This is a genomic window from Caballeronia sp. LZ003 (genome assembly GCF_031451465.1).
Classification (GTDB): domain Bacteria; phylum Pseudomonadota; class Gammaproteobacteria; order Burkholderiales; family Burkholderiaceae; genus Caballeronia.
The window spans coordinates 1-22163 of the sequence record NZ_JARUXJ010000238.1 but is presented as its reverse complement, the minus strand read 5'-3'; the positions used below and the strand labels follow the sequence as shown (position 1 = coordinate 22163).

At 58.9% G+C, this 22163-nt stretch carries 18 protein-coding genes and 4 pseudogenes; 10 read left to right on the top strand and 12 right to left on the bottom strand.

The window, feature by feature from the left end:
• Window positions 1-550: 550 nt before the first annotated feature.
• Both QCE79_RS36650 and QCE79_RS36645 read left to right on the top strand, forming a co-directional pair.
• Window positions 551-1543, top strand: a complete 993-nt coding sequence (locus QCE79_RS36650) for an alpha/beta hydrolase (protein ID WP_309853323.1) — start codon at window positions 551-553, stop codon at window positions 1541-1543.
• Between the two features lie 549 nt (window positions 1544-2092).
• Window positions 2093-3127 (top strand): annotated as a pseudogene (locus QCE79_RS36645) (SDR family oxidoreductase).
• A 187-nt stretch (window positions 3128-3314) separates the two neighbouring features.
• On the opposite strand, the gene QCE79_RS36640 reads toward QCE79_RS36645, so the two are convergent.
• Window positions 3315-3821, bottom strand: a complete 507-nt coding sequence (locus QCE79_RS36640) for a ferritin-like domain-containing protein (RefSeq protein WP_309853321.1) — start codon at window positions 3819-3821, stop codon at window positions 3315-3317.
• 310 nt (window positions 3822-4131) lie between these two features.
• Here QCE79_RS36640 and QCE79_RS36635 point away from each other — a divergent pair, with 310 nt between their 5' ends.
• On the top strand, window positions 4132-5301 hold the full coding sequence (locus QCE79_RS36635) for a zinc-dependent alcohol dehydrogenase (protein WP_309853319.1): 1170 nt from the start codon (window positions 4132-4134) through the stop codon (window positions 5299-5301).
• 76 nt (window positions 5302-5377) lie between these two features.
• Here QCE79_RS36635 and QCE79_RS36630 read toward each other — a convergent pair whose 3' ends face one another.
• The 6 genes and pseudogenes from QCE79_RS36630 to QCE79_RS36605 form a co-directional block, all read right to left on the bottom strand.
• Window positions 5378-5569 (bottom strand): hypothetical protein, encoded by a 192-nt coding sequence (locus QCE79_RS36630; RefSeq protein WP_309853317.1) that lies wholly within the window; start codon window positions 5567-5569, stop codon window positions 5378-5380.
• Between the two features lie 432 nt (window positions 5570-6001).
• Window positions 6002-6859: a DUF2243 domain-containing protein gene (locus QCE79_RS36625; RefSeq protein WP_309853315.1), complete on the bottom strand. Its 858-nt coding sequence runs from the start codon at window positions 6857-6859 to the stop codon at window positions 6002-6004.
• A gap of 244 nt (window positions 6860-7103) precedes the next feature.
• Window positions 7104-7601: a DUF892 family protein gene (locus QCE79_RS36620; protein WP_309853313.1), complete on the bottom strand. Its 498-nt coding sequence runs from the start codon at window positions 7599-7601 to the stop codon at window positions 7104-7106.
• A gap of 183 nt (window positions 7602-7784) precedes the next feature.
• Window positions 7785-8294 carry a hypothetical protein gene (locus tag QCE79_RS36615; protein WP_309853311.1) on the bottom strand — a complete coding sequence of 170 codons (510 nt, stop codon included), beginning with the start codon at window positions 8292-8294 and terminating at the stop codon, window positions 7785-7787.
• Window positions 8295-8299: 5 nt separating this feature from the next.
• Window positions 8300-8722, bottom strand: a complete 423-nt coding sequence (locus QCE79_RS36610; protein WP_309853309.1) for a hypothetical protein — start codon at window positions 8720-8722, stop codon at window positions 8300-8302.
• Window positions 8723-8769: 47 nt separating this feature from the next.
• A pseudogene (locus QCE79_RS36605) lies at window positions 8770-9296 on the bottom strand (DUF4142 domain-containing protein).
• Window positions 9297-9493: 197 nt separating this feature from the next.
• Between QCE79_RS36605 and QCE79_RS36600 the strand changes: the two are divergent.
• On the top strand, window positions 9494-10048 hold the full coding sequence (locus QCE79_RS36600) for a DUF3005 domain-containing protein (protein WP_309853307.1): 555 nt from the start codon (window positions 9494-9496) through the stop codon (window positions 10046-10048).
• Window positions 10049-10432: 384 nt separating this feature from the next.
• Here the strand turns inward: QCE79_RS36600 and nadE are convergent.
• The 3 genes and pseudogenes from nadE to QCE79_RS36585 form a co-directional block, all read right to left on the bottom strand.
• Window positions 10433-11277, bottom strand: a pseudogene (nadE, locus tag QCE79_RS36595) (ammonia-dependent NAD(+) synthetase).
• Window positions 11278-11289: 12 nt separating this feature from the next.
• Window positions 11290-11790 (bottom strand): annotated as a pseudogene (locus tag QCE79_RS36590) (CinA family protein).
• Between the two features lie 194 nt (window positions 11791-11984).
• A complete protein-coding gene (locus QCE79_RS36585; protein ID WP_309853305.1) occupies window positions 11985-13742 on the bottom strand; it encodes a putative maltokinase in 1758 nt (585 codons plus the stop codon).
• Between the two features lie 175 nt (window positions 13743-13917).
• Here QCE79_RS36585 and coxB point away from each other — a divergent pair, with 175 nt between their 5' ends.
• From coxB to QCE79_RS36555, 6 genes are read left to right on the top strand one after another with little or no spacing between them, the layout of a single operon-like run.
• Window positions 13918-14874, top strand: a complete 957-nt coding sequence (gene coxB / locus QCE79_RS36580) for a cytochrome c oxidase subunit II (RefSeq protein ID WP_309853303.1) — start codon at window positions 13918-13920, stop codon at window positions 14872-14874.
• The gene (ctaD, locus tag QCE79_RS36575; RefSeq protein ID WP_309853301.1) at window positions 14871-16769 is read left to right on the top strand and encodes a cytochrome c oxidase subunit I; all 1899 of its coding nucleotides are present in this window, start codon (window positions 14871-14873) and stop codon (window positions 16767-16769) included. The genes coxB and ctaD overlap by 4 nt, the downstream gene beginning before the upstream one ends.
• Window positions 16766-17407, top strand: a complete 642-nt coding sequence (locus QCE79_RS36570; protein WP_309853299.1) for a cytochrome c oxidase subunit 3 — start codon at window positions 16766-16768, stop codon at window positions 17405-17407. Before ctaD ends, QCE79_RS36570 begins: the two co-directional genes overlap by 4 nt.
• Before the next feature lie 8 nt (window positions 17408-17415).
• Window positions 17416-17748 (top strand): hypothetical protein, encoded by a 333-nt coding sequence (locus QCE79_RS36565; protein WP_309853297.1) that lies wholly within the window; start codon window positions 17416-17418, stop codon window positions 17746-17748.
• Window positions 17742-18659 (top strand): cytochrome c oxidase assembly protein, encoded by a 918-nt coding sequence (locus QCE79_RS36560; protein WP_309853296.1) that lies wholly within the window; start codon window positions 17742-17744, stop codon window positions 18657-18659. The genes QCE79_RS36565 and QCE79_RS36560 overlap by 7 nt, the downstream gene beginning before the upstream one ends.
• A gap of 52 nt (window positions 18660-18711) precedes the next feature.
• A complete protein-coding gene (locus QCE79_RS36555; protein ID WP_309853336.1) occupies window positions 18712-19956 on the top strand; it encodes a cytochrome c in 1245 nt (414 codons plus the stop codon).
• A gap of 464 nt (window positions 19957-20420) precedes the next feature.
• Here QCE79_RS36555 and QCE79_RS36550 read toward each other — a convergent pair whose 3' ends face one another.
• Together QCE79_RS36550 and QCE79_RS36545 are read right to left on the bottom strand one after the other, a co-directional pair.
• Window positions 20421-20654, bottom strand: coding sequence for a hypothetical protein (locus QCE79_RS36550; RefSeq protein ID WP_309853294.1), 234 nt, complete (start codon window positions 20652-20654; stop codon window positions 20421-20423).
• 205 nt (window positions 20655-20859) lie between these two features.
• Window positions 20860-21726: an SDR family oxidoreductase gene (locus QCE79_RS36545; protein WP_309853292.1), complete on the bottom strand. Its 867-nt coding sequence runs from the start codon at window positions 21724-21726 to the stop codon at window positions 20860-20862.
• Between the last annotated feature and the right edge of the window lie 437 nt (window positions 21727-22163).

Below are 22163 nucleotides of genomic sequence, written 5' to 3'. Positions count from 1 at the left end.
ACCAGATTCGAGCTTAGCTCCTGCCTTTCTTTCGTTGGTTCACCGGTCGGACGTGGCGTCGTTCGCCAGGCGAGACTTCACCCGCGCTGCAAGTGCGCGTGCTGCCGGACAAGCCGCCTCAAGCAATCCGTTACTGCCGGCGCCGAAACCGATACCTACCATTCTCAAGCTGCTTGCAAGTTGGCTTAACATGGGTGGCACAATTCCTTGCACGTAAGGCGTCGACCCCGATTTACCTTACATCCCCGGCACATGGCTTGCTAAATTGTCAGGCCATATTTTCTTTTAGGGCTGCAATCGTGTCGCGCCGGTGGCGCGTCCTCTATAGCTCCGTATCGGTTGGTGCATACAAGGCAGCTTGCACGGCAGAGTCAATGAGTGCTTCCAATAAAAGACACTCGCGCTCGACGAACTTCCAAAACGCTGTGACACACGGTGGCCGCATGCAACCTGCGCATCCGCCTGAGACGCAAGACGTCTCCCGCACTCTAGCTAATTCACCATCGCTATTGCATCCGCGATCCTTTCCAACGATTACTCTGAAAATCCCATGCCTCGTTTCACATCCAAACTTAGGTCTCTGTCCCCTTCAGTTGCCGCCGCCGCGCTTGCTGCCACCGCTGCCGCGGCCGCTGCCCTTTGGAACCGGCATAAAGCAAAACAGGTCGAGCGTGCCCATCCACCGGTTGGCCGGTTTATTGGAATCGATGGAACCCATCTGCATTACTCAGATAGTGGTACGGGTCCGTGCATAGTACTTTTGCACGGTAACATGGTCACACTGCAGGACTTCGAAGCAAGCGGTGTCACCGATGGACTAGCCGAAAATTTTCGCGTCGTGTCTTTCGATCGGCCGGGTTTCGGTCACAGCGATCGGCCGCGCAATCGGCTTTGGACTGCTCAAGCGCAGGCAGCTTTAATACAGCGCGCGCTTAATGAGCTCGGTATCGCAAAGCCAATCGTTGTGGGGCACTCATGGGGAACACTTGTCGCGCTGTCTCTTGCCGTCGATTTTCCCGGGGAATTGCGCGGCCTCGTGCTTATCTCCGGATACTACTTTCCCTCAGCGCGGCTGGACGTTGCAATGACGGCGCCGGTCGCGCTTCCCGTAGTCGGTGATGTGATCCGATACACCGCTTCTCCCTTTGCTGGCCGGTTGCTCATCGGCCAGACAGTCAAGGCGATGTTCTCGCCGCAGCCCGTGCCTGGCGGCTTCTTCGATGCCATGCCTCGTGAGATGCTGTTGCGTCCAGGCCAGATTCGGGCAACGTCGGAAGATGCAGCGTTTATGATCCCAGCCGCCGCGCGATTGCGCGCGCACTACGCTTCAATCGATATACCGGTGCGAATTTTCGCAGGAACCGGCGACAAGATCGTCGATCCGCAAGCGCATGCCGTGCGTCTGCAGGACGTTTTGCCGAACAGCACACTCGATGAGGTGCCCGACGCGGGCCATATGGTGCATCACAAGATCGCCAGCTCGATATGCGCCGCCGTCGCCGATATGGCAACGCGCAATAGTCCTACACTTGTTTCCGTCTGAAGCCGGTCCACAAAGGCAGACATCCCGAGGCAGACCATAGGGTTATCAGGAACGGCTGCCCGGTGCGGCTATGAATGCCGGCACAGGCGCTCCGTGCGACAGCACGCTGTATTCGGATGCGCGATACGGGGCCGCATGGGGATGCTAAGAGAAAGCGAAGCTGCCATTGAAAGAAGTGATGATAACTGCTAACGGGATCCGTTCAAACTTCACAACAGGAGAGTGCGTCGAAGCAATCGATATCCGGTACACCTCCGTTCGAGTGTCAGCAATCTTCTATTCCGAAGGCGTTGGTAGTGAACGGAAGTCGAAGACCGGACTGTGAATATCTCATTCGCCAGACGCCCGCGCTAGCAATCTGCTCGTGATTGTTTCGTGTTTACACGGTCTCGGCCGTTATGATCTAAATTATGATGCGTCGGTTGCTTGCATTGCGGCGCGGGCTTTCCATGACCGCCTCGGCAAAGGGCGGAGGGCCGGGGTATAAGCGAGCGTATGGGTGTTGGGAATGCGGCATGCTCGATGACTGAAACCCGGTTTGGACCCTTCATGCGAATCGAACTCAAGCCGTTGAACGAACAGACAATCGTATTGACCGGTGCGACCAGTGGTATCGAGCTTTCTGTAGCTCGCCATGCGGCAATGGCTAGCGCCCGGCTGATGTTGATTTCGCGCGACGAAGCGTCCCTTGCGTTGCTTGCAATGTAACTCGCACGCGATGGAGCGCCGGCTGTGGCATACACGGCGGCGGACGTCGCTGACGAAAATCAGCTGCAAGCCGCCGCTGATGCCACCGTGGCGCGGTTCGGCGGATTTGACACATGGATCAACAATGCCGGCGTTTCGATTTACGGCCGCCTTGAGAATGTGACGCTGGAAGACCAGCGCAGGCTCTTCGACACAAACTATTGGGGCGTTGTGAATGGCTCGCGTGTCGCAATAAAGCATTTGCGGCAAAGCGGCGGGGCGCTCATCAATCTCGGAAGCGAGCTGTCGGATATTGCCGTACCTCTGCAGGGCGCGTACGTAGCGTCCAAGCACGCGGTCAAAGGCTTTACCGATTCGCTGCGTCTTGAACTGAAGGACGAACGGGCGCCTGTATCGGTCACCCTTATCAAGCCGGCGGGCATCGACACACTGTTTGTCGAGCATGCAAAACATTATCTCGATGAGGAACCCAAGCTGCCGCCACCCGTCTACGCGCCAGCCATTGTGGCGAAGGCAATTCTTCATGCAGCGGTACATCCGACACGCGACCTATACGTGGGTGGTGCTTCGAGGGCGATTGCCGGGTTTGGGCGACGCGCCCCACGCCTCTACGACGCCATAGCGAGCCTGGTAGGAGTTAAAGCACAGTTGAAAGGCGAACCGCGGGAAAGCGGCGACGCGCTCTACAAAAGCGGTGGTGGTTTGAGAGAGCGCTCGGGCGAAAATGGCCGCGTACGCGAATTCAGCTTGTACACCAGCGCAAGGTTGCAGCCGCCCGGGGCACGGGCAGCGTTGACCGGTGCGGCCACATTGCTGCTTGTGATGGCGGCTCGGCGATACGTGCGCCTGGCGCGCGATCCTCGACAATCTTCGTGAGTGAATGTTCTTCGGTCACTGCAAGCCGCACTGCCCTGCTTGAGCTTTCAAGCGCGAGGCAGTAGCTCGCTCTGTCTGGCAGTACCCGCGCAAGAAATGCAATCCGGACCCCGAATGTCACGCAAGGCAAAGATTCTGCTGTCGCGCGAACGCGAAGACCTTGCTTCTCGCCAGAGAAATGATTCGCCTACTTCTTTGCCTCCTCCCCTGCCGCCGAGCGCTCGAGGTAGCGATTCGAAATGGACGGAATGTGGTCGAGCAGCCACTGCGCCATCGCTTGCTCCTGTGGCAGAATTTGCTCGCACGCGGCTTTCGTTTGCGCGTCACCTACGCGTTCGGCTGCGGCGATAAGAGCCGTGTAAGAGCCAATCTCAAGATTTTCGAAGACATAACTCATGATGGAACCTTTAACGACTTCATCGGTCATCGTCATGCCGCCGACCGCCTGGCCAAAGGCCATCATTTTGGCCGTCAGGTCCTTAACTACTGACGTCGTACCGCCGAGGCGTTCAATACACTGAGCAACGATCTTTTGTTGTCCAAGTGTCTCCTGCAGATGCTGATCGATGCGAGCCTTCAACTCAGGATAGTGCTCAAGCCGGCCGGACTGAGCGCGTAGCATTTGCTCCGCATGTTGCTCCATGGCATGGGCATCGCGTAGCCAGTCGAGAAGGTGGTCTTTCGGTTCAGCCATATCGGCTCCTTGCGTGACGGGAAAGTCGAGGAAGATTTCCTCCGTCTATGGTTGCTGCAATCCGTGTGCCCTTCTACGACGGGCTGCCTGCTCATGCCTGGAAGACGCACCGCGCGTTTCCAACTGTAAAAAGAGCCACGTTCCCTCGGTTTGTCGCGGGCAAGAGGGTTTGTCAGTGTGCCTTACGCTCGGAAGAACTGTGGCGGTATGCGCGTTGCTCGTTGCATTCTGTGGCCGCTTTGGATGGATCGAAGAGGTCTATTGCAACTGCAATGCGGCCGCTTGTGACTGCATCCTCACGGAGAAAGACATGAAGGCGCTGATATGGCAAGGCAAGAAAGATATTCGTTACGAGACTGTTCCAGACCCTCGCATTGAGCACCCACGAGACGCCATCGTCAAAGTATCGAGTTGTGCGATCTGCGGCTCCGACCTGCATCTCTTCGACGGGTTCATGCCCGGCATGAAATCCGGTGACATCATGGGTCATGAGTTCATGGGCGAAGTCGTTGAAGTGGGCAAAGACAACTCGGTATTGAAGGCGGGCGAACGCATTGTTGTGCCATTTACTATTTTCTGTGGTGAGTGCGAGCAGTGCAAACGTGGCAATTTTTCAGTGTGTGAACGAAGCAACCGTAATGCAAGCGCTGCAGACAAGATGTTCGGACATACGACTGCCGGTCTTTTCGGCTATACCCATCTGACGGGTGGATACCCCGGTGGCCAGGCGGAATACGTCCGTGTGCCGTTCGCCGACAAGACCCACATCAAGATCCCCGACGGCCTCACCGACGAACAGGTGCTCTTTCTCGGCGACATCTTTCCAACTGGCTGGCAAGCCGCCGTCCAATGCGACATCGAACCCACCGATACTGTCGCCATCTGGGGCGCCGGTCCGGTTGGACAGATGGCAATACGCAGCGCCGTTCTGCTGGGAGCCAGGCAGGTCATCGCGATCGACCGCGTACCCGAGCGGCTTGCGATGGCGCAAGCCGCGGGCGCGACGACGATCGACTTCGCAAACGAAAGCGTCTTGGAAAGATTGGGCGCGTTGACGCAGGGCAAAGGTCCGGAAAAGTGCATAGACGCCGTGGGCATGGAGTCGCACGCCACCCGATCCATTGACGCACTGTACGACCGCGCAAAACAGACAGTGATGTTGGAGACGGATCGCCCGCATGTGCTTCGTGAAATGATTTACGTTTGCCGCCCCGCAGGCATCTTATCCGTGCCTGGCGTATATGGCGGATTGATAGACAAGATTCCTTTTGGCGCTTCAATGAACAAAGGGCTCACCTGGCGCATGGGGCAAACGCATGTGAATCGTTGGACGAACGACCTGTTACGCCGCATTAGGGAAGGACAAATCGATCCGTCGTTCGTCATTACCCATACGGTCGCGCTTTCAGACGGTCCGGACATGTACACAACGTTTCGGGACAAGAAGGATGGCTGCATCAAGGTTGTTCTGAAACCGTGAATGTGTCGGACGGCTTCCCCTCGACTTCTTAACAAGGCTTCTTATGAACTCTCATACTGACTCGGCGGGCCGGGCTTTACGCGCCGGGCGCAACCCACGTTCGCTCGCACGCGGACTCGGATGGTTCAGCCTGGCTATAGGGGCGGCTGAACTCGTTGCGCCGCGTAGCGTCGCCCGTGCCGCCGGCATCGAAGGCAGCCGCGCGCTTGTGCGACTGTATGGCCTGCGCGAAATCGCGTGTGGCGTCGGCATCCTTCTGACGCGTCACCCTGCGCCTTACGTGTGGGCGCGAGTGGGCGGCGATATAGTCGATGTCGCGACCGTGATTGGTAAAGCGGGTGTGCCCTCTCCCCGGCGCCAAGCACGGACGCTCGGCACGTTGGCCAATCTCCTTGGCATAACCGCGCTTGACGTATATACGAGCGTCGCGCTTAGAGGTGAGTCCACTTCCGATCGGGAATGGCAGCGAGGCATCGACACGCGGTATCGTGGGCGCAGCGGCTTTCCTCGCTCTCCTCAGGCGATGCGTGGCGTCGCGCGACGCGACTTTGCTCCGCCGCGCGACATGCGCACGCCACAATTGCTGCGACCGTGGATCGACGGGAAAATTGAAAAAGATACAGCTTGAAAGCGAAAGGCGCTGCACTGTTGCACAGTATATGTAGCGCATGACAACCTGCAGCAGGCGGCGAACGGCTATTCAAATGCTGCATCCCGCTAAGCCGATGCTGACACGAAAAATCAGAACGCCCTGTCGCACGCTGGGAAACCATGAGGCGGACTGGAAGCGCGGTAGTTGAACGGACCAAACGTTTCCCAAGCGGTCCGTCCAGAGGATGCGCGCGTCCAACTGGTCGATTTCGTCGAATATCTGCGCGGTTGAAACACCTGGTAGCGTCAATAGCATCGCTCTATCGCTTTGAGGCGAATAGGCGGCTGCCAATACCACTGCAACAACTGCTAGCAACGACAGTGCGCAAGGGCGTGCTCGCCTTTTAATCGGTCTCTGCTGTTCATTTGCGACGTCGGCTGTAGGACGTGCCGGTGGCGCCGCACAACGGCCATCTACTCCGTCGCCTTTATCATTGCGCCCGATTGCCCAAGCAGCCAGGGCTGGGACGATACCGAAAACCACCAGCCAGACCACATCCCAGAGAACCGGCTGCGCCGCGTCGTCTTTGATATGGTGAATCTGCAACACCCAATGATCGACAGCCGCATCCAAGCCGTGCCATAAAGCGAATCCAAATAACGCCGATGATAAAACTTGTTGGAAGTGGCCTTCATTTGACGAATGCCGGCCTCTCCACATTCCAATCGAAGCGGCAAGTACCACGAGCCACAATGCGGCGTGGAAGACCCCGTCTGCAAAAATCTGAGCGCGTAGATCCCTTCTCCAAGGTTGTTCAACTCCCTTGAGCAAGTGATGCCACTGCAAAATCTGATGGAGGACGATTCCGTCAAAGAGCCCTGAGATGCCGAATCCTAGCAACAGAGGCGGAAGCCAACTTTTCCGGCGGAAAATCCGCGATAGTGCAGTGCCGTGCGGAGCCATCATCTCAATGCCCCCCGCGCAGCAAGCGCGATGCTTGTCCGTACTTCAAAACATGGCAGCCAAGCGTGATGGAAGTCTTCGACCGTAACCGACGCAGCGCTGTCCTTGTCAGGGGCGCTTGACTTCAACGGGGCATATAACGGGCGTTGCCCCGGTTATTAGCGGGAACTCGAACACCGGCTTGCTCGAAGGTAGCGGCGGCTTACCTTGGCAAGCCGCCCTACAAAAAGCACGGTTCTTTGACAGGTCACTTGCCGACTTCTTCCTCGGATAGCTCTTGCTCGGCAAGCAGCGTCAGCTTCTTGTCCGTCGCCTTCTCTTCTTCCAGGGTCTCCAGAAGAAGTTTCATACCGTCGTTATATCCAAGTTTCTTCGCAAGCGCAGCCAGCGTTCCGTATGTCGCAATCTCGTAGTGTTCGACTTTTTGCGCAGCGGCAATCAGCGCGGCATCGAGAATCGGCCCTTTCTCGATCTCTTCGATTTGCTCCTGTCCTTCTTCGACGAGGCCCTCCATCGCAACGCACTTCACGCGCTTTAGTTTGATGGCAGATAACTCGACAACCTGGTCGATTCGTTCAATCTGGCCCTGCGTCTCTTCCAGGTGCGTTTTGAACGCTGCCGCCAGATCAGGATTTGTCGCCGCTCGGGCCAGTTTCGGAAGCGCTTTTGTCAGTTGCTTCTCTGCACTGTAGACGTCCGACAGGGCATGGATGAACAGGTCATTGAGGGTGGTCGCAGCGGCCATGATTTTCTCCAAAAATATTGGTTGATTAAAAGCACATCATCTATTGCAATCGTCATGCCGTGAAACTGCGTTCAGCAATTCGCATGGCTGAACAGCGCGGCTGTCGTGCATAGGCTGATGAATCCGCTTAAAATTTGCCTGCGTCTGTACCGACGAGGCGGCTGGAAGCGTCGGCTCACATTGCTAGGCCCCATGAAATGCGCATACTTCGAGCAGGCCGGGGACGTAGGCGCCAGGTATAGCCTGAAACCAGCCCCAAAGCTGGCGCTGCACCGACTCGTCGGCCAGCGCATCGTAAGGAAAAGCAGCACGCTTCAAAGCAATGGATAGTCGCTCTGCGGCGCAATGCAGGCTCAGACGCCGCTCTGCAGACGGCTGCAGGCGATTGAGCGCTTTCAGGATTCGGTTGCGCTCCGAAGCATGCAGTGCCGAATGGAGCAGCATTTGTTGCAGGACGTAATAAAGGGGCACACGAGAGTCTTCAGGAATCTTCGTCAAAAGAGGGCTGAGCGACGATTCGACGTCGGAGACATCTGCTGCGCCAACCATGACACATGCCAGCCGAGCCCATTCGGAACGGGATAGCCCACGCAAGTCGGCGGCATCCGCATTTCCTGTTGCACAAGCCGATGCCAGATGAGCCACCGCCCGGTAATCCTTCGCGCCTTTTGCCTTGTTTGCTTTGACCGACATAACCATCAGGTGCCGGGAGCATACGCTCCGTTGTTGTTGATGCGATCGACGGACCAGTCCGTCTCGCAAAGGGCGCCGTGCGTAAGAGGCGATAAAGTGATCGGGCAAACCAGAGAGTCGATCCGCTTGAGATAGGACGGCGTGACGTGCGCGTCCAATATACGGCGCCGTTTATATGCATTGATGCGAAGTTGCAGCCACTTCGACACGAATCGGTCGGGCCGGTGTTGGGCAACACGGAAATGCTCGCGTCCTGCCGCAAACCCTTGAAGTACCGCGGGATCGCGCACGGCCGTATCCATCGCGCGCCCGAAGCGGGCGAAGTCCCAGCCGATGTCGAACGCGGTTTCAGGTGTACTGGCCGATACCATTGCGTTTATTCCGGCAAATGCATCTTCGAACGGCTCGATCGGCAGGGAAAGCCGCATCCCTCGCTGATCGAAGAGCCAGAGCAAACTCGCGTTGAAGCCTCTCGTTACTGCACGCCCCTCTTTGCGGCAAGGGCTTGCGCCATCTCCAGATGATGCTGAATGGTCGGTAGCGCTTTTTGCGCAGCCTTCTTCAAATCCGCGTTCTGACCTTCCTAGGCTTCTTTTTGGAAAGCAGCAACGGCCTTCTGGTGCCCGTCTATGCCGACGGTCTTTATATACGCGGTATCGAACGCCTTTCCACTGAGCGGCTTGAGCATATCGAGTACCGATGTGTCCGAATTGTCCTTAGGAACCGCCATGCCATGGGGCGCAGCCATTTTGAGCTGGACCGTCGGTTTGGTGTGGTCGAGCATCATATGATGCGCGAAGTCTTTCACGTCTTTATCTTGCGACTGCTTGCTCGCCAGCTTTGACGTGTCTATCTCAGTCGAGCTCGACTCGGAAGCGGCCTGCACAAACGCTTTATCGACCGCAGGAAGGTCGTTTGCCTGCGGGTGCTTGCGGCCTGCGTTTGCGCGAATGCGGCGGGTCCGGCAACGATGAGTGCGGACGTCAGTGCCGCGAAAAGAATCGAATTCGTTTTCACTTTAATGCTCCTGGCATTGGGTCTTACTGCAGATCCATAAAGCAACCGGTGTGCCGCACGAATCGGGTCCAAGACAAACATATCCGGGGCACACCCAATGCTCCTAAGGGGATGTCGAACGGCAGAAAAGGCACTCCGATTCGTTCTCCTCTTCCAACAACTGAGCTACCGCAGGTAATCCCTTGAATAACGCCGAATCTAATCCCACTCAATTGCAGCAAAAAGAAATTCAGGCGCAGACGCCATCGGAGACGCCTGCTACCGAAACTGCGCGAGCGGATGCGCAAGTCATGGCCAAGGACCACGCGGGAAAGAAAAGCCCGCCTACTTCCTACGCAAACAACGAGAGCGCCCCGCTGCCCGAAATAGATGTCGACTCGGTCACCGCGCAGTCAGCAGACCCGATCGAGCGCGCGCAGTCCCGAATTGTCTCTGTCGACAATGCGAATATGGACGCGTCCGATGATACGGTCGACACCGATGGAGAGGGGCTCGAAGCCAAGCGCGATCTACCGCTTCAACACGATAACGTTGTTGGCTCGAATGCCACCCTGGACAACAACGTTCCCGCGCCCGCCCGTGGACTAGGCGGCATTGACAGCCGAGCCGAAGGCAATCGGCCGGTGACACGTCTCCGCGCGGGCTGGACCATGGTTTATCACCGGTGCGTTGAACTGACCGACCGCAACGGCGGCCGCGTTGAGCATCCCATCTCCATCGAGCAAATACGACATTGAACATGTGCTCGTCCGCAAAGCGCAAATGCGCGCCCACCCGCTTTATCAACAGCTCGCTTTACATGGCTGGCCTTTTCGCCGCGGTCCCGCTTTTGATCAGCGCCTGTTCATCGAGCGGCAGCACAACGCGTCAGGCAGTAGAGGCGGACACGCAAGCCTATCGCTGTGCCGGTTTCGATCCTGTAGCCGACGAAATCGATTACCCGTCTGACGTAGAACGAGCGAGCAAGCGGCTGCAAGGTAAGCCGGACTGCCACCGTGGTGCCGGTGCAGGAGCAAGTACCTCTGTAGATCCCCGCCAGCAGCATGACGGGGCCGCGAATCTATAGCAGCACCTTGTGAAGCCACCAGCTACGGTGCAGTTAGCTCCTCGTAACTTAAAGATCAAAGTGGCGCGACCACAGGCACTGTCACCGGAAGCGAGCGTTTATGCTGCGTAGCGATATAGAGCGCCGCACGGTCACCACCACTTCGTCCTTGCCCTCCAGAAAATCATCGATGTTTTCGTAGCTGACACCATAACTGTCCTCGTCAGGACGCTGCGGCGTCAATGTTTCCAGATCGGCGGTCGGCACTTTGATCACAAGCCGTTCTTCCGCACCCATCAAGCGGGCTAGTGCACGCACGCGTCGCTTGGTCAGACCCGAAAGGGGCAGAATGTCCGCCGCCCCGTCACCGTACTTGGTGAAAAAACCCATGAGTGATTCGGCGGCATGGTCAGTACCGATCACCACGCCCTGTCTGGCGCCCGCAATCGCATATTGAGCGATCATGCGTTCACGCGCCTTGATGTTGCCGAGTACGAAGTCCCTTTGATAATCATCGACGTATTGAGCGCCCGCCTGCTCGAGCGACAGAAGCATCTCATCGGATGAACGCTGGATATTGACGGTGAGCACTTCGTCCGGCCGAATGAATTCGAGCGCATGTTGGGCGTCCTGCTCATCGCGCTGGACGCCATAGGGCAGTCTGACCGCCACAAAGTGCGCTTTGTTTCCGCGCGCGCGAAGGCGTTCAACCGTCAACTGTGCCAATCGGCCGGCCACGGAAGAATCGACACCACCACTGATCCCTAGCACATACGTTCTCAAACCTTGAGAAACCAGGTAGTGCGACAAGAAAGTCACGCGCCGCTCACGCTCGGTTTCCTCGTCGAAATCGGGTTGAACGTCTAGCGCGGTCATGACTTCTTTTTGCCAAACTTGCCAGTCGCTGCTGCCTTCTTGCATTGCAAACTCCCGTCAGCCTTTCGGTATGCTGTTGAAGTGGTGCTCGATACGCGACAACGCGTACAGCGCAGCGGCGCGTCTGACGTCGTTACGCTCGCCGTCGAAAATTTCAGTCTCGGTAACGCTCACGATTTTGCCATCACGCAGCTTGAGCGCCCATCCGAAACACTGCGTTCCGGGCGCTGGATCATCACCGGCGTTTCCATCGGCGACGCCCGTGTTGGAAATACAAACATCAGCACAACACGCCTCAAGTCGAAGTGCCCCTTCTGCCATTTCCTTCGCCACTTCTTCGCTTGTCAGGCCGTGCTCGTTCATCGTTGCTTCCTTGACTCCGAGGAAGCCCGCTTTACCGGATGGCGAATAGGTTATGAAGCCAACGTCCAGGCAGGCGCCGCTGCCCGGCACCGACGATATAAGCGATGCAATGAGTCCTGCAGTACACTATTCTGCGGTGGCCAGTTTAAGGCTTCTTAAAGTCAAAAACGAAACGACCTGCCTCGGGATATCCATTTTTCCGTCTCTCTCAGTTTTTGATTTAATCGGCCAGAAGCCAGCGCAGCAATCACTACACCAGGCGTCGTTTGCGCGCGGGCCGGTTGCGACGCTTCTGCGCGATCGCACATTGCTTGAATTACCCCGTCCTCGGCAGGAAGAAAGGACGCTGACATGCTTGACCGCTTCACGCGAGGCTTTTTCGCCAATGGTCATGACCTCTCACGCTTTTCTCCCAACTTTTTCAGTGGAGGAAATCGCGTCAATGCGTCCATGAGCCCGTGTAACGGAATTTGCAACCATTCCGGACGATTCGCTGCTTCATAACAGACCTCGTCTGCCGCCTTCTCGACGAGAAAAAGGTCAAGGAGGCCAGGGCCCTCGTCCGTGTCTTCCAGGCCGGCGCCGTGCGGTGCAGCCGACGCATAGCTCCGCAGGAAAGCGTTTTCAGCGGCGGAGCGGGACGCCTGAACCTGTGCCGCAAGGCTTTCGTGACTGCTCCTTGTCTGCCCGCTTCTCTCCTTCAAATGAAACGCCGCCGCATATGCAATGGAGCGGAGCAGCCCAGCCACGTCCCGAAGCGGATGGGACTTCATTCGCCGTTCATCCATCGGCCGGGCTGGCTCTCCTTCAAAATCGATGATGAATGCGTCCTGCTCGGATAGAAGCACCTGCCCGAGATGGAAGTCGCCGTGGATACGGATTTTCGAGCTACCATTTTTTCTGAAGGTCGAATCTTCGATGGTCGTGATTATCTCGTTGCGATGGTGACTAAATAAACGGAGAAGTGACTCGTCATCAAGAGATGCGCCCGTCAGCGCTTTGCCGCGCTGGGAGACTATCTCAAGTGCCTTATTGAGTTGCACAACCGCAGCGTTTTTCCATACCGTAATATCTTGGTCGCTTGCCGGTTCCTGGTCGAACGCCGGCCCGCCTCGGCCGTTGGCCAGCACGGAATGAAGCTCGCCCAGGCGCAGACCCACGGCATGCGTCATCGCCTGTACGCTTGCAAAGGTGCCGATGGCATTCGTTGCCGACGCATACGAAGCTCGGTCGGGGTCCGCCGCCCCGGGCGACGCTCCTTCGCAGAACTTCTCGACGGCGAAAGTCCACGCGTCGCCGCTGTTCGGCACAAAGCCCTGAGCGACAGCGAGTGTGCGCTGACGCTCCGCACGATCCGAATGAATTACTTCCGCGAAAAGAGGACTGGAATTTCGGTATCCGGCGCGAGTCAGGAATCGACACATTTCCGGCTCGGGGTGCACGCCGTCCTCCAGACGTCGCATTAGCTTGAGCACGGTGTGGCCGCCGATAATGACGGAGCTGTTGCTCTGCTCCGCCGACAGCCACCGCAACTCCTCCTCACTTCTGTGTTTCAGGCGGAAGGCGTCCTCCGTGAAAAAGTCCAACGCTTCGCCATCTTGAGCGCCGACGGAGTGACCTGCGCCGATGTTACGCAACAGGGCGCGGACGAATTCGGGAACGAAAAAAGCATCGGTCACGACGCCAGTCCGGCCTAAATGCTCTATTTCCGCGAGCGTCATCTTGCGCGCCAGTTCCGTTGCGTCGCCCGCGCACTGGTCGTCCCAGATTATCGCGAGCGGCAAAGAGTAGACCTCCTCGTTTCCGTCCAATCCGACCCGGACCTGCGTCATCACACCGATGTCGTCGATCGACGGCGGCGAGGCGGTCAGCCGAATTTGGCCTATGTCACGGTCCTTTGCGGAATACCAGCGCCGCTCGGACAGATAGCGAGGCAACACATGCTTCTCCAGCACCGTAATGTTCGCCTCGGAAAGCAGGTCAGACAACTTGCTCGCGCGTAAGGTGGCTCGTGGCGAATTGGCATGTGAATGCTTGGCCATGGTCTCAAGCGCCAATTGCCAATGCCCTTCTGCCCTTCCCTCGGGCCGTCCTTCCCTTTCCCATTGTTCATATGCGACTTGGCGCAACCGCTCGATCTCGTCCATAAGACTCTCTGAAATCTCCCCACGACAGCGTGTAGTATTCCCTAGGAGCTGACTGGCGAGCAATCGCGATGCCGCTTGAACCTTATTGGCAATTGCTTGCATGCGGACGTTTGGAATAGCGATTGCTCGTTCATGCGCGGCTGAACTTCCCCACCCATAAATCGACTAGGCCATTATGCAAGATGCACTGCATCCGGCTGGAGTTCAGGCGAGCCAGATCTTGCGGCTCTGGCATCTCACGCTCGCGGTTTGCTGCGTCGTCTTCGCGGCGATACTCGTCGCCTGTGTCATCGCGTTATGGCGGGCAAAGCCGGCGCGGCGGGGCTTGACCCCCGACCTGTCTTCGACCGAACATACCGAACCGCGCATGCGACGCGCGGTGATCACCGGCACAGTCGTGTCTGCCGTACTGCTCTTCGGCCTCATCTTCGCCGATGTCCTCACTGACCGCGCGTTGTCGCGCCTGCCGGTCGCCGATGCGCTGCATATCGAATTGACGGGACACCAATGGTGGTGGCAAGCGCGCTATCTTCCCGACCGCGGCGCGCCCGGCTTCATGCTGGCCAACGAACTGCACGTGCCAGTGGGACGGCCGGTGGTCGTCGCGCTAGCCGCCGCGGACGTGATCCATACGTTCTGGGCGCCAAACCTGCATGGCAAGAAGGACATGATTCCCGGGCGTGACACCACCATCGAATTTCGCGCTGACAAGGCCGGCGTTTATCGCGGACAGTGCGCGGAATTCTGCGGCGCGGAACATGCGTTGATGGCGTTTTCGGTCGTCGCACAGTCACCCGCCGACTACGACGCGTGGGCCGCCCGGCAGCGGGCCGACGCGCCATCGCCGCCGAACGAACTCGCCACGCGTGGCCGCGACCTCTTTCTGTCAAACGATTGCGCACGTTGCCATGCCGTGCGCGGCACGACCGCGCGCAGCATGCTTGGGCCCGACCTGACGCATCTGGCGACGCGCCCGAAGATCGCGGCCGGCACCCTCGACAACGACCACGACACGCTTGCGCGCTGGATTCGCGATCCTGACGCGCTGAAACCCGGCGCGCTGATGCCGCCATCGCACTTTGCCGCCGACGACATGACGGCGCTCGTAACCTGGCTGGAGACTTTGCGATGAGCCACGCCGCCCATGCAGACCGCGCCTCGCTTGCCGCGACCTGGAGCGATCCACCGGGCTTGCTCGGCAGACTGTGCGCGATCAATCACAAGACCATCGCGCGGCGCTTCATCGTTACAACTTTTGTATTCTTCGTGCTTGGCGGCGTGATGGCGCTGGCCATGCGCATGCAACTTGCGCGTCCGGACGCAAAGCTGATCGGCCCGAATCTCTACAACCAGCTCTTCACCACGCACGGCACGACGATGATGTTCCTGTTCGCCGTGCCCGTCATGCAAGCGGTCGCCACCTACCTCGTGCCGCTGATGATTGGCGCGCGCAGCATCGCGTTTCCCCGCATGAACGCTTACGCCTACTGGGTGTTTCTGTTCGGCGGCTTGCTGCTGTTTGCATCGCTCCTGTTCAACAGCGCGCCGGCTTCCGGATGGTTCAGCTATGTGCCGCTCGCGGGGCCCGATTATGCGCCCGGTAAAGGCTCCGACATTTGGGCACAGATGATTACCTTCACCGAGTTGTCGGGCTTGCTCGAAGCGATCATTCTTATCGTCACCATCCTGAAGATGCGCGCACCCGGCATGTCACTCAACCGTATGCCGCTCTTCGTCTGGGCAACGCTCGTGACGCAGGTCATGGTCCTCTTCGCGATGCCTTCGGTCATGCTGTGCAGCACGGCCCTGATACTCGACCGGTTAGTCGGCACGCACTTCTACAATCCCGCCAAAGGTGGCGACGTTCTGCTGTGGCAGCACCTCTTTTGGTTCTTCGGGCATCCCGAGGTGTATCTCATCTTCATCCCGCCGCTCGGCTTTATATCGACGATCATCCCGACCTTCGCGCGCCGGCCGATCTTTGCCTATCCGGCGATGGTGCTGGCGCTTATCGCCATTGCGTTTCTTTCGTTCGGGCTTTGGGTGCATCACATGTTCGCGACCAACATCCCCGAACTCGGCAAGAGCTTCTTCACGGCCGCGAGCATGATGATCGCCATTCCGTCGGCATTGCAGATCTGCTGTTGGATCGGCACGCTATGGACCGGCAAACTAGACCTCCGAACGCCGTTGCTGTTCGTGCTTGCGTTCTTTTTCATCCTCGTGCTCGGCGGCTTGACGGGCATCATGGTCGCCTCGGTGCCGATCGATCTTCAGGTGCACGATACTTACTTCGTCGTCGCGCATCTGCATTACGTGTTACTCGGTGGCGCAGTATTTCCGCTGTTCGGCGCGTTCTTCTACTGGTTCCCCAAGTTCGCCGGGCGCATGCTGAGCGAGCGCCTCGGGCGCTGGCAGTTCTGGCTGTTTTTCATTGGTTTCAATGTGACTTTTTTCCCGATGCATCTGCTTGGCCTCTACGGCATGCCGCGCCGCGTATGGACCTATCCGCATGGCCTCGGCTGGGACGGCATGAATCTCATGTCGACCGTCGGCGCCTGGATCATTGCCGTGAGCGTGCTGCTTTTTATCGTGAACGTCATACGCAGTTTGCGCAGCCAGACGCGTGCGCCAGACGATCCGTGGGGCGCGGGCACGCTCGAATGGAGTGTGCCGTCTCCGCCGCCTGCGCATAATTTCGATGTGATTCCCGTGGTCCACGGACGCGATCCGCTGTGGGAACCCGGCGCGCAGCCATCATGCGTCGCGGGCCTTGCCGTGGACGCGCGCGAGGTATTGGTCACGAGCGTGCTCGATGCGACGCCCGATCATCGGCCGCTGTTTCCCTCGCCGTCGGTCTGGCCGTTTGCGAGCGCGGTGGCAACGACCGTGCTGTTCATCGGCTCCATCTACACGCCGTGGGCTGTAATATGGGCGTCTGCGCCAGTCGCGGTCGCGATGATCCTGTGGTTCTGGCCAAAACGCGGCGATAACCGGATTGCGCTCGCGCGGGAGAATCGTCCGTGAACGCGCCTCATGTACGCAGCCAGGCATCCGAAACTGGCGCCGCAGAGCAGCTCGTGCTCGATGTCGCCGGACTGCCGACCTACGCCTTCGGCCATCGCAGCCTTATGTGGTGGAGCACGATGGGCCTGATGCTGATTGAGGGGACCGTCTTCGCCATCGCGGTGATGATGTACTTCTATCTGCGCGCACTCTCCTCCGCCTGGCCTATGGCAGCGGCGGCGCCCGAACTGCGCTGGGGCACCGCGAACACGCTGGTGCTGATCGTGAGCCTGGTGCCCAATCAGTTTGCCAAGCGTGCTGCGGAGCGGGGTGAGCGCGAACGCGCACGGCTGTGGCTATGCGTGTGCGTGGTGCTGTCGCTGCTGTTCCTCGTGATTCGCGGCCTGGAATTCGCGACGCTCAACGTGAGCTGGTACGCGAATGCATATGGGTCCGTCGTGTGGCTGCTGCTCGGTCTGCATACGACCCATCTCATCACCGATACCGTCGATACCGCGGTGCTTGCCGTGCTGCTGTTCACCGGCCCTTTCGAGGGCAAGCGTTTCGTGGATGTCAGCGAGAACGCCATCTACTGGTATTTCGTGATTTTAAGCTGGCTGCCGATGTACGGTGTGATTTATCTCGCGCCACGATTCTAAGGATGCTTATGCGGATCTGGCTCGCGCTCATCATCGCTCCTTCAATCGTGCTGACGTGTCTGAGCGTGAACTACATGCTTGTCGGTCCCTCTTGCCATCTGGCGAGCCAGGTGCCGCTCGATGGCGTTAGCATCGCGGGCTTTGCTGCGTACGCTGTTGCAACCCTGTCCGCGGGGCTGCGCTGGCGGGATATGCGTGTGAAGCACCGCGTTGCCGTCGACAGCCCAGCGCGGCCGGCGCGCGCGAGCTTCATGGCCGCGGTTGCCACGGGCGTCGGCAGCCTTTCGTGTGTCGCGCTCGTCGCCATTTCTCTTCCGCAATGGATACTACCCGCGTGCTGAAAGCGCTGCCCTTCCTGATCGTTCCATGCCTTGCGTGGGGCCATGAAGTCACGGCCGATGCGTCCGGCGCACCCTACCTCGGCTGGACTTTCGAGCCGTGGGTAGTGGTGTTGCTCGTGCTGACTCTGGCGCTCTATCTCACCGGCTACGCGCGTTTGCGCCTGCGTGGCGCGCGCGGTCACGCACTGCGCAGATGGCGGCTCGCCGCCTTCATCGGCGGCTGGGTGACGCTGGCGGTCGCGCTCGTTTCGCCTCTGCATGCGTTGAGCGAGGCCCTGTTCTCGGCACATATGCTGCAGCACGAGCTGCTCATGCTCGTGGCCGCGCCATTGCTCGTCATCGGCCGGCCGCTCGCCATGTTCGTCTGGGCGTTTCCCTCTAATGCGCGCCTTCGGATCGGCGCCGCGACGCGCTCGGGCTGGCTCAGGCATCCCTGGCGATGGCTGACCGCGCCAGCCGTCGCCTGGGTCCTGCATGCGGCAGCGCTCTGGTGCTGGCACGCACCGCGCTTCTTCGAGGCAGCGCTCGCGCGTCCCGGCATCCATGCGCTCCAGCATGTGAGCTTTCTCGGCAGCGCGTTGCTGTTGTGGTGGACTGTATTCGGGCGGATATCGCCCGCCCAAGGTATCACGAGCGCACACGCCATGCTTTCCCTGTTCACGACCATGGTCCATACCGGCGCCCTTGGGGCGTTGCTGACGCTTGCGCCAGGCGTGTGGTATCCGTCCTGTATTGAGAGCACCCTGGCGTTGGGCTTCGACCCGCTGCAGGATCAGCAACTCGGCGGACTCATCATGTGGGTGCCAGGCGGGCTTGCCTATTTCATTGCCGGGCTTATGGTCGCCGCACGCTGGCTTGCTCGCAGGCCAGCGTCGAAAGTGTCCGCTCCCCCTGTTGCCGGAGGGCGTTGAAGTGTTCTCTCCCTCTCGACGCCTCTTCACTTTCAGCTTCGCAATGCTGGCGATGATGCAAAGTCTTTGTGTATTCGCCGCCCAAGACACGCCATCTCCCGAACTCATTGCACGCGGCGCGTATCTTGCCAAGGCAGCGGACTGCGCAGGATGTCATACGGCCGCGAAGCACGGTGCACCCTATGCCGGCGGACTCGGGATGGCTTCGCCCTTCGGCACGATCTTTACCAGCAATATCACGCCGGATCGGGAAACGGGCATAGGCGCATACAGTTATGACGATTTTGCGAAGGCTTTGCGCGAGGGCGTGGCGCATGGCGGCAAGCCGCTCTATCCAGCCATGCCTTATCCCGCCTTCGTCAAGATCGGCGACGAGGACATGCACGCGCTATATGCCTACATGATGCATGGCGTGCCTGCGGTCAAGCATCGGCCCCCCGAAACGAAAGTGCCATTTCCGTTCAACCAGCGCTGGGCGCTGCGCTTGTGGACCGCGGCATTCGTTCCGAAGCAGCGGTTCGAACCGCACGCCGACCGCGATGCGAGCTGGAACCGTGGCGCTTATCTGATTCAATCGCTAGGTCATTGCGGTTCGTGTCACACGCCCCGCGGCATGGCCTACCAAGAGCGCGGTTACGACGAGTCGTCCAAAACGTTCCTTGCTGGCGCTGTGAATGACAACTGGTTCGCGCCGAATCTGCGTGCCGATCCAGGTTCGGGCCTTGGTCGTGTCAGTGCCGAAGACCTTGCTTCGTTCCTTAAAACCGGACACGGCGCCGGAATGGCTGCGTACGGAAGCATGGTGCAAGCCATTGAAGACAGCCTGCAATACCTGAGCGATGACGACCTCCGTGCAATCGCCGGCTATCTGAAGAGCCTGCCGCCAACCGGCATCGCCGACGGCGCATTCGAATCCGCCCCAATGCAAACGGGACGGATGAAGACACGCGCTCCCGAGATTCCGCCCGCTCAGGGGCGTGACGTGTATGGGGCTTTTTGCGCGAGCTGTCATCGCGATGATGGCACGGGCGTGCCCGATATGTTCCCGCGCCTTGCGGGCAACCCTTCGGTAATCAGCGAAGACACTACATCGCTCATCCGGCTTCTTGTGGAAGGCGGAAACACGCCCGCCACCGCGCATGGGCCTGCACGTCAGGCGATGCCCGCATTCGCCGGCAGACTGGAAGACTTGCAACTCGCGCAAGTTCTTACCTATATCCGCGCGTCATGGGGAAACGACGCGCGCCCCGTTACGACCAATGACGTCGCAACCTTGCGCGATTCGCTACACAAGTGATGCCTGGCTTCACCCGTTAGACAACCCGTATTTTGCTGATGCCACATATAGTCTTGCATGCTGACCTGAGGCAGTTCGGGTATAGCTCTGGCTAAGTGCTAAGAGCGCCAGCGCGAATGCACAGTGGCGCCACACCAGAGGAGAATCAGGATGAAAACAGCCAAGCCGACCAATGAGACTGAACGGGGTGTAAAGGCGTCCAAACCAGCAAAAGACACTAACACTACTGCCGCGCGTCCTTCCGAAGGAAGGCATGCTGCCAGTCACACCAAGGCGGGAACCGGACACGGAGGGGGGAGGAAAAAAACAAAAGCACTGAGGAGCGCTTCCGGACGTGTCGGCCGGCAAGATGACGTCGGCCGTCAAAACCTTGGTTTGGATCAAAAGACTGTTCGTGTGAAATTACACAATTGGCCTGTCGCGGCGCGCTCTCAACGCAACGTGCGCATGGCTGTGCTCTGCTTTCAAGTTTTCTCGCCTTTGTGTGAGTCGTCGGGCACCGGCCCCTCTTCATCTATCGTGCTGCCTTGTCTCCAGATGTCTTTTCCCGCCTCGGACAGTTCGCCACTGCTCGTATCTTTGCTTGCCTGTGTTCCCTCGACGGCCATCTCGCCGCCTGCCTGCTCCTGGGCCGGAAGTTTCTGTCCCTTCTCCGCAGCGACTCGATCATCCTGTGAACGCCCTGCATATGTTGCCATGCTTCACTCCTTAGGTTGGTACCCTGCCATTCGACAAAAATCCATTCATGATGAAGCAAGCAGCGCGCCCCGTCCGGCGGACTATCCTAGGCTGCCCCGCGTTGCTCCACCGGTTCCACACGTGCGCACTACAGGCCGACCTTGGGTCCACCATCGACCTCTTCGCAAAGGCTCGTGGCAGCAGATCGACAAAAACAGGCGGCTTTCAGATGATGGGCTTGCCGCCCGTCACCGCGACGGTCGCGCCCGAAATGTAGCTCGCCTCGTCCGAGGCGAGCAGCACGTAAGCGGCGGCCAGTTCGGCAGGCTGGCCGGCGCGTTTCAAGGGCACTTGCGAGCCGAAATTCTTGACCTTCTCGACGGGCATCGTCGAAGGAATCAATGGCGTCCAGATCGGTCCCGGCGCCACGCAATTCGCACGAATACCGCGCTCGGCCAGCAATTGCGCGAGGCCGCCCGTGAAGTTCTGGATCGCCCCCTTCGTACTCGCATACGCGATCAAACCGGGATTCGGCGCGTCCGCATTCACCGACGTCGTATTGATGATCGCCGCGCCCTCCTTCAGATGCGGTAGCGCCGCCTTGGTGATGCGAAACATCGCGCCGATGTTCGTCGAGTAGGTCTTGTCCCACTCGTCGTCGCTGATGTCTTCGAGGCCGTCGTAGGTCATCTGGTAAGCGGCGTTGTTTACCAGCACTTCGAGATGGCCGAACGTCTCCACCGTCTTCGCGACGAGTTCGCGGCAATGCGCGCGCTCGGTGATATCGCCCGGCAGCAGCAGCGCCTTTTGTCCCGCTTCTTCCACCCAGCGCGCGGTCTCCCTGGCGTCGTCGTGTTCGTCGAGATAAGAGATCGCCACGCTTGCGCCTTCGCGTGCGAACGCAATCGCCACCGCTCGCCCGATGCCGCTGTCGCCACCCGTGATGAGCGCAATCTTGCCGGCAAGTTTGCCGCTGCCTTTGTAACTGTCCTCGCCGTGATCGGGCTGTGGATCGAGTAGCCGGGTCAGTCCGGGGCGGTGTTCCTGCTGCTGTTCGGGAAACGGCGGCTTGGGGTGATTTTTTGCGGTCATATATCCTCTACAGGGGTCGCTAATCTCGATGACATCTTGTCGAGCAATGGACGGACCTATGCAAGGAGTTTTTTGGCTGTCTCGCAGGCACGACTGCCCGTGCGCTGAGCAAAGCCATTCGTAACTCTGTTTTGCGATCGTAATTGCCACCGCCTAGCTTCACAAGCGATTCTGCCCGATTCGCATCTCGCAGCCAGTCAATGCTATCTAACGAGAGCGGTCGCTCTGGTCGATGAAGGCGTATTTCATCTCTGTCGAATGAAACGAGCTAGCGCTTAACTCTTCGGAAACCCCCGGCGGGCACCCAAATTCCTTAGGCGTTGGGCACTTTAAACTCGTCCACCCCGCGCGCCCGGTTGAGTAGCCGGTAGCGACGTAGCAGGACGTTTATTTTCTTCTCCTTCAGGCATGAAGGAGATTAAGAGGTGAACGTCTTG

What these genes read in the sequence shown, in the direction of transcription:
- QCE79_RS36615 (WP_309853311.1), bottom strand. Translation starts at nt 8,294, where the DNA reads ATGTCGGTCAAAGCAAACAAGGCAAAAGGCGCGAAGGATTACCGGGCG.
- QCE79_RS36610 (WP_309853309.1), bottom strand. Translation starts at nt 8,722, where the DNA reads ATGCGGCTTTCCCTGCCGATCGAGCCGTTCGAAGATGCATTTGCCGGA.
- coxB (WP_309853303.1), top strand. Translation starts at nt 13,918, where the DNA reads ATGCAAGATGCACTGCATCCGGCTGGAGTTCAGGCGAGCCAGATCTTG.
- QCE79_RS36620 (WP_309853313.1), bottom strand. Translation starts at nt 7,601, where the DNA reads ATGGCCGCTGCGACCACCCTCAATGACCTGTTCATCCATGCCCTGTCG.
- QCE79_RS36585 (WP_309853305.1), bottom strand. Translation starts at nt 13,742, where the DNA reads ATGGACGAGATCGAGCGGTTGCGCCAAGTCGCATATGAACAATGGGAA.
- QCE79_RS36565 (WP_309853297.1), top strand. Translation starts at nt 17,416, where the DNA reads ATGCGGATCTGGCTCGCGCTCATCATCGCTCCTTCAATCGTGCTGACG.
- QCE79_RS36555 (WP_309853336.1), top strand. Translation starts at nt 18,712, where the DNA reads ATGATGCAAAGTCTTTGTGTATTCGCCGCCCAAGACACGCCATCTCCC.
- QCE79_RS36625 (WP_309853315.1), bottom strand. Translation starts at nt 6,859, where the DNA reads ATGATGGCTCCGCACGGCACTGCACTATCGCGGATTTTCCGCCGGAAA.
- QCE79_RS36550 (WP_309853294.1), bottom strand. Translation starts at nt 20,654, where the DNA reads ATGGCAACATATGCAGGGCGTTCACAGGATGATCGAGTCGCTGCGGAG.
- QCE79_RS36650 (WP_309853323.1), top strand. Translation starts at nt 551, where the DNA reads ATGCCTCGTTTCACATCCAAACTTAGGTCTCTGTCCCCTTCAGTTGCC.
- QCE79_RS36635 (WP_309853319.1), top strand. Translation starts at nt 4,132, where the DNA reads ATGAAGGCGCTGATATGGCAAGGCAAGAAAGATATTCGTTACGAGACT.
- QCE79_RS36640 (WP_309853321.1), bottom strand. Translation starts at nt 3,821, where the DNA reads ATGGCTGAACCGAAAGACCACCTTCTCGACTGGCTACGCGATGCCCAT.
- ctaD (WP_309853301.1), top strand. Translation starts at nt 14,871, where the DNA reads ATGAGCCACGCCGCCCATGCAGACCGCGCCTCGCTTGCCGCGACCTGG.
- QCE79_RS36545 (WP_309853292.1), bottom strand. Translation starts at nt 21,726, where the DNA reads ATGACCGCAAAAAATCACCCCAAGCCGCCGTTTCCCGAACAGCAGCAG.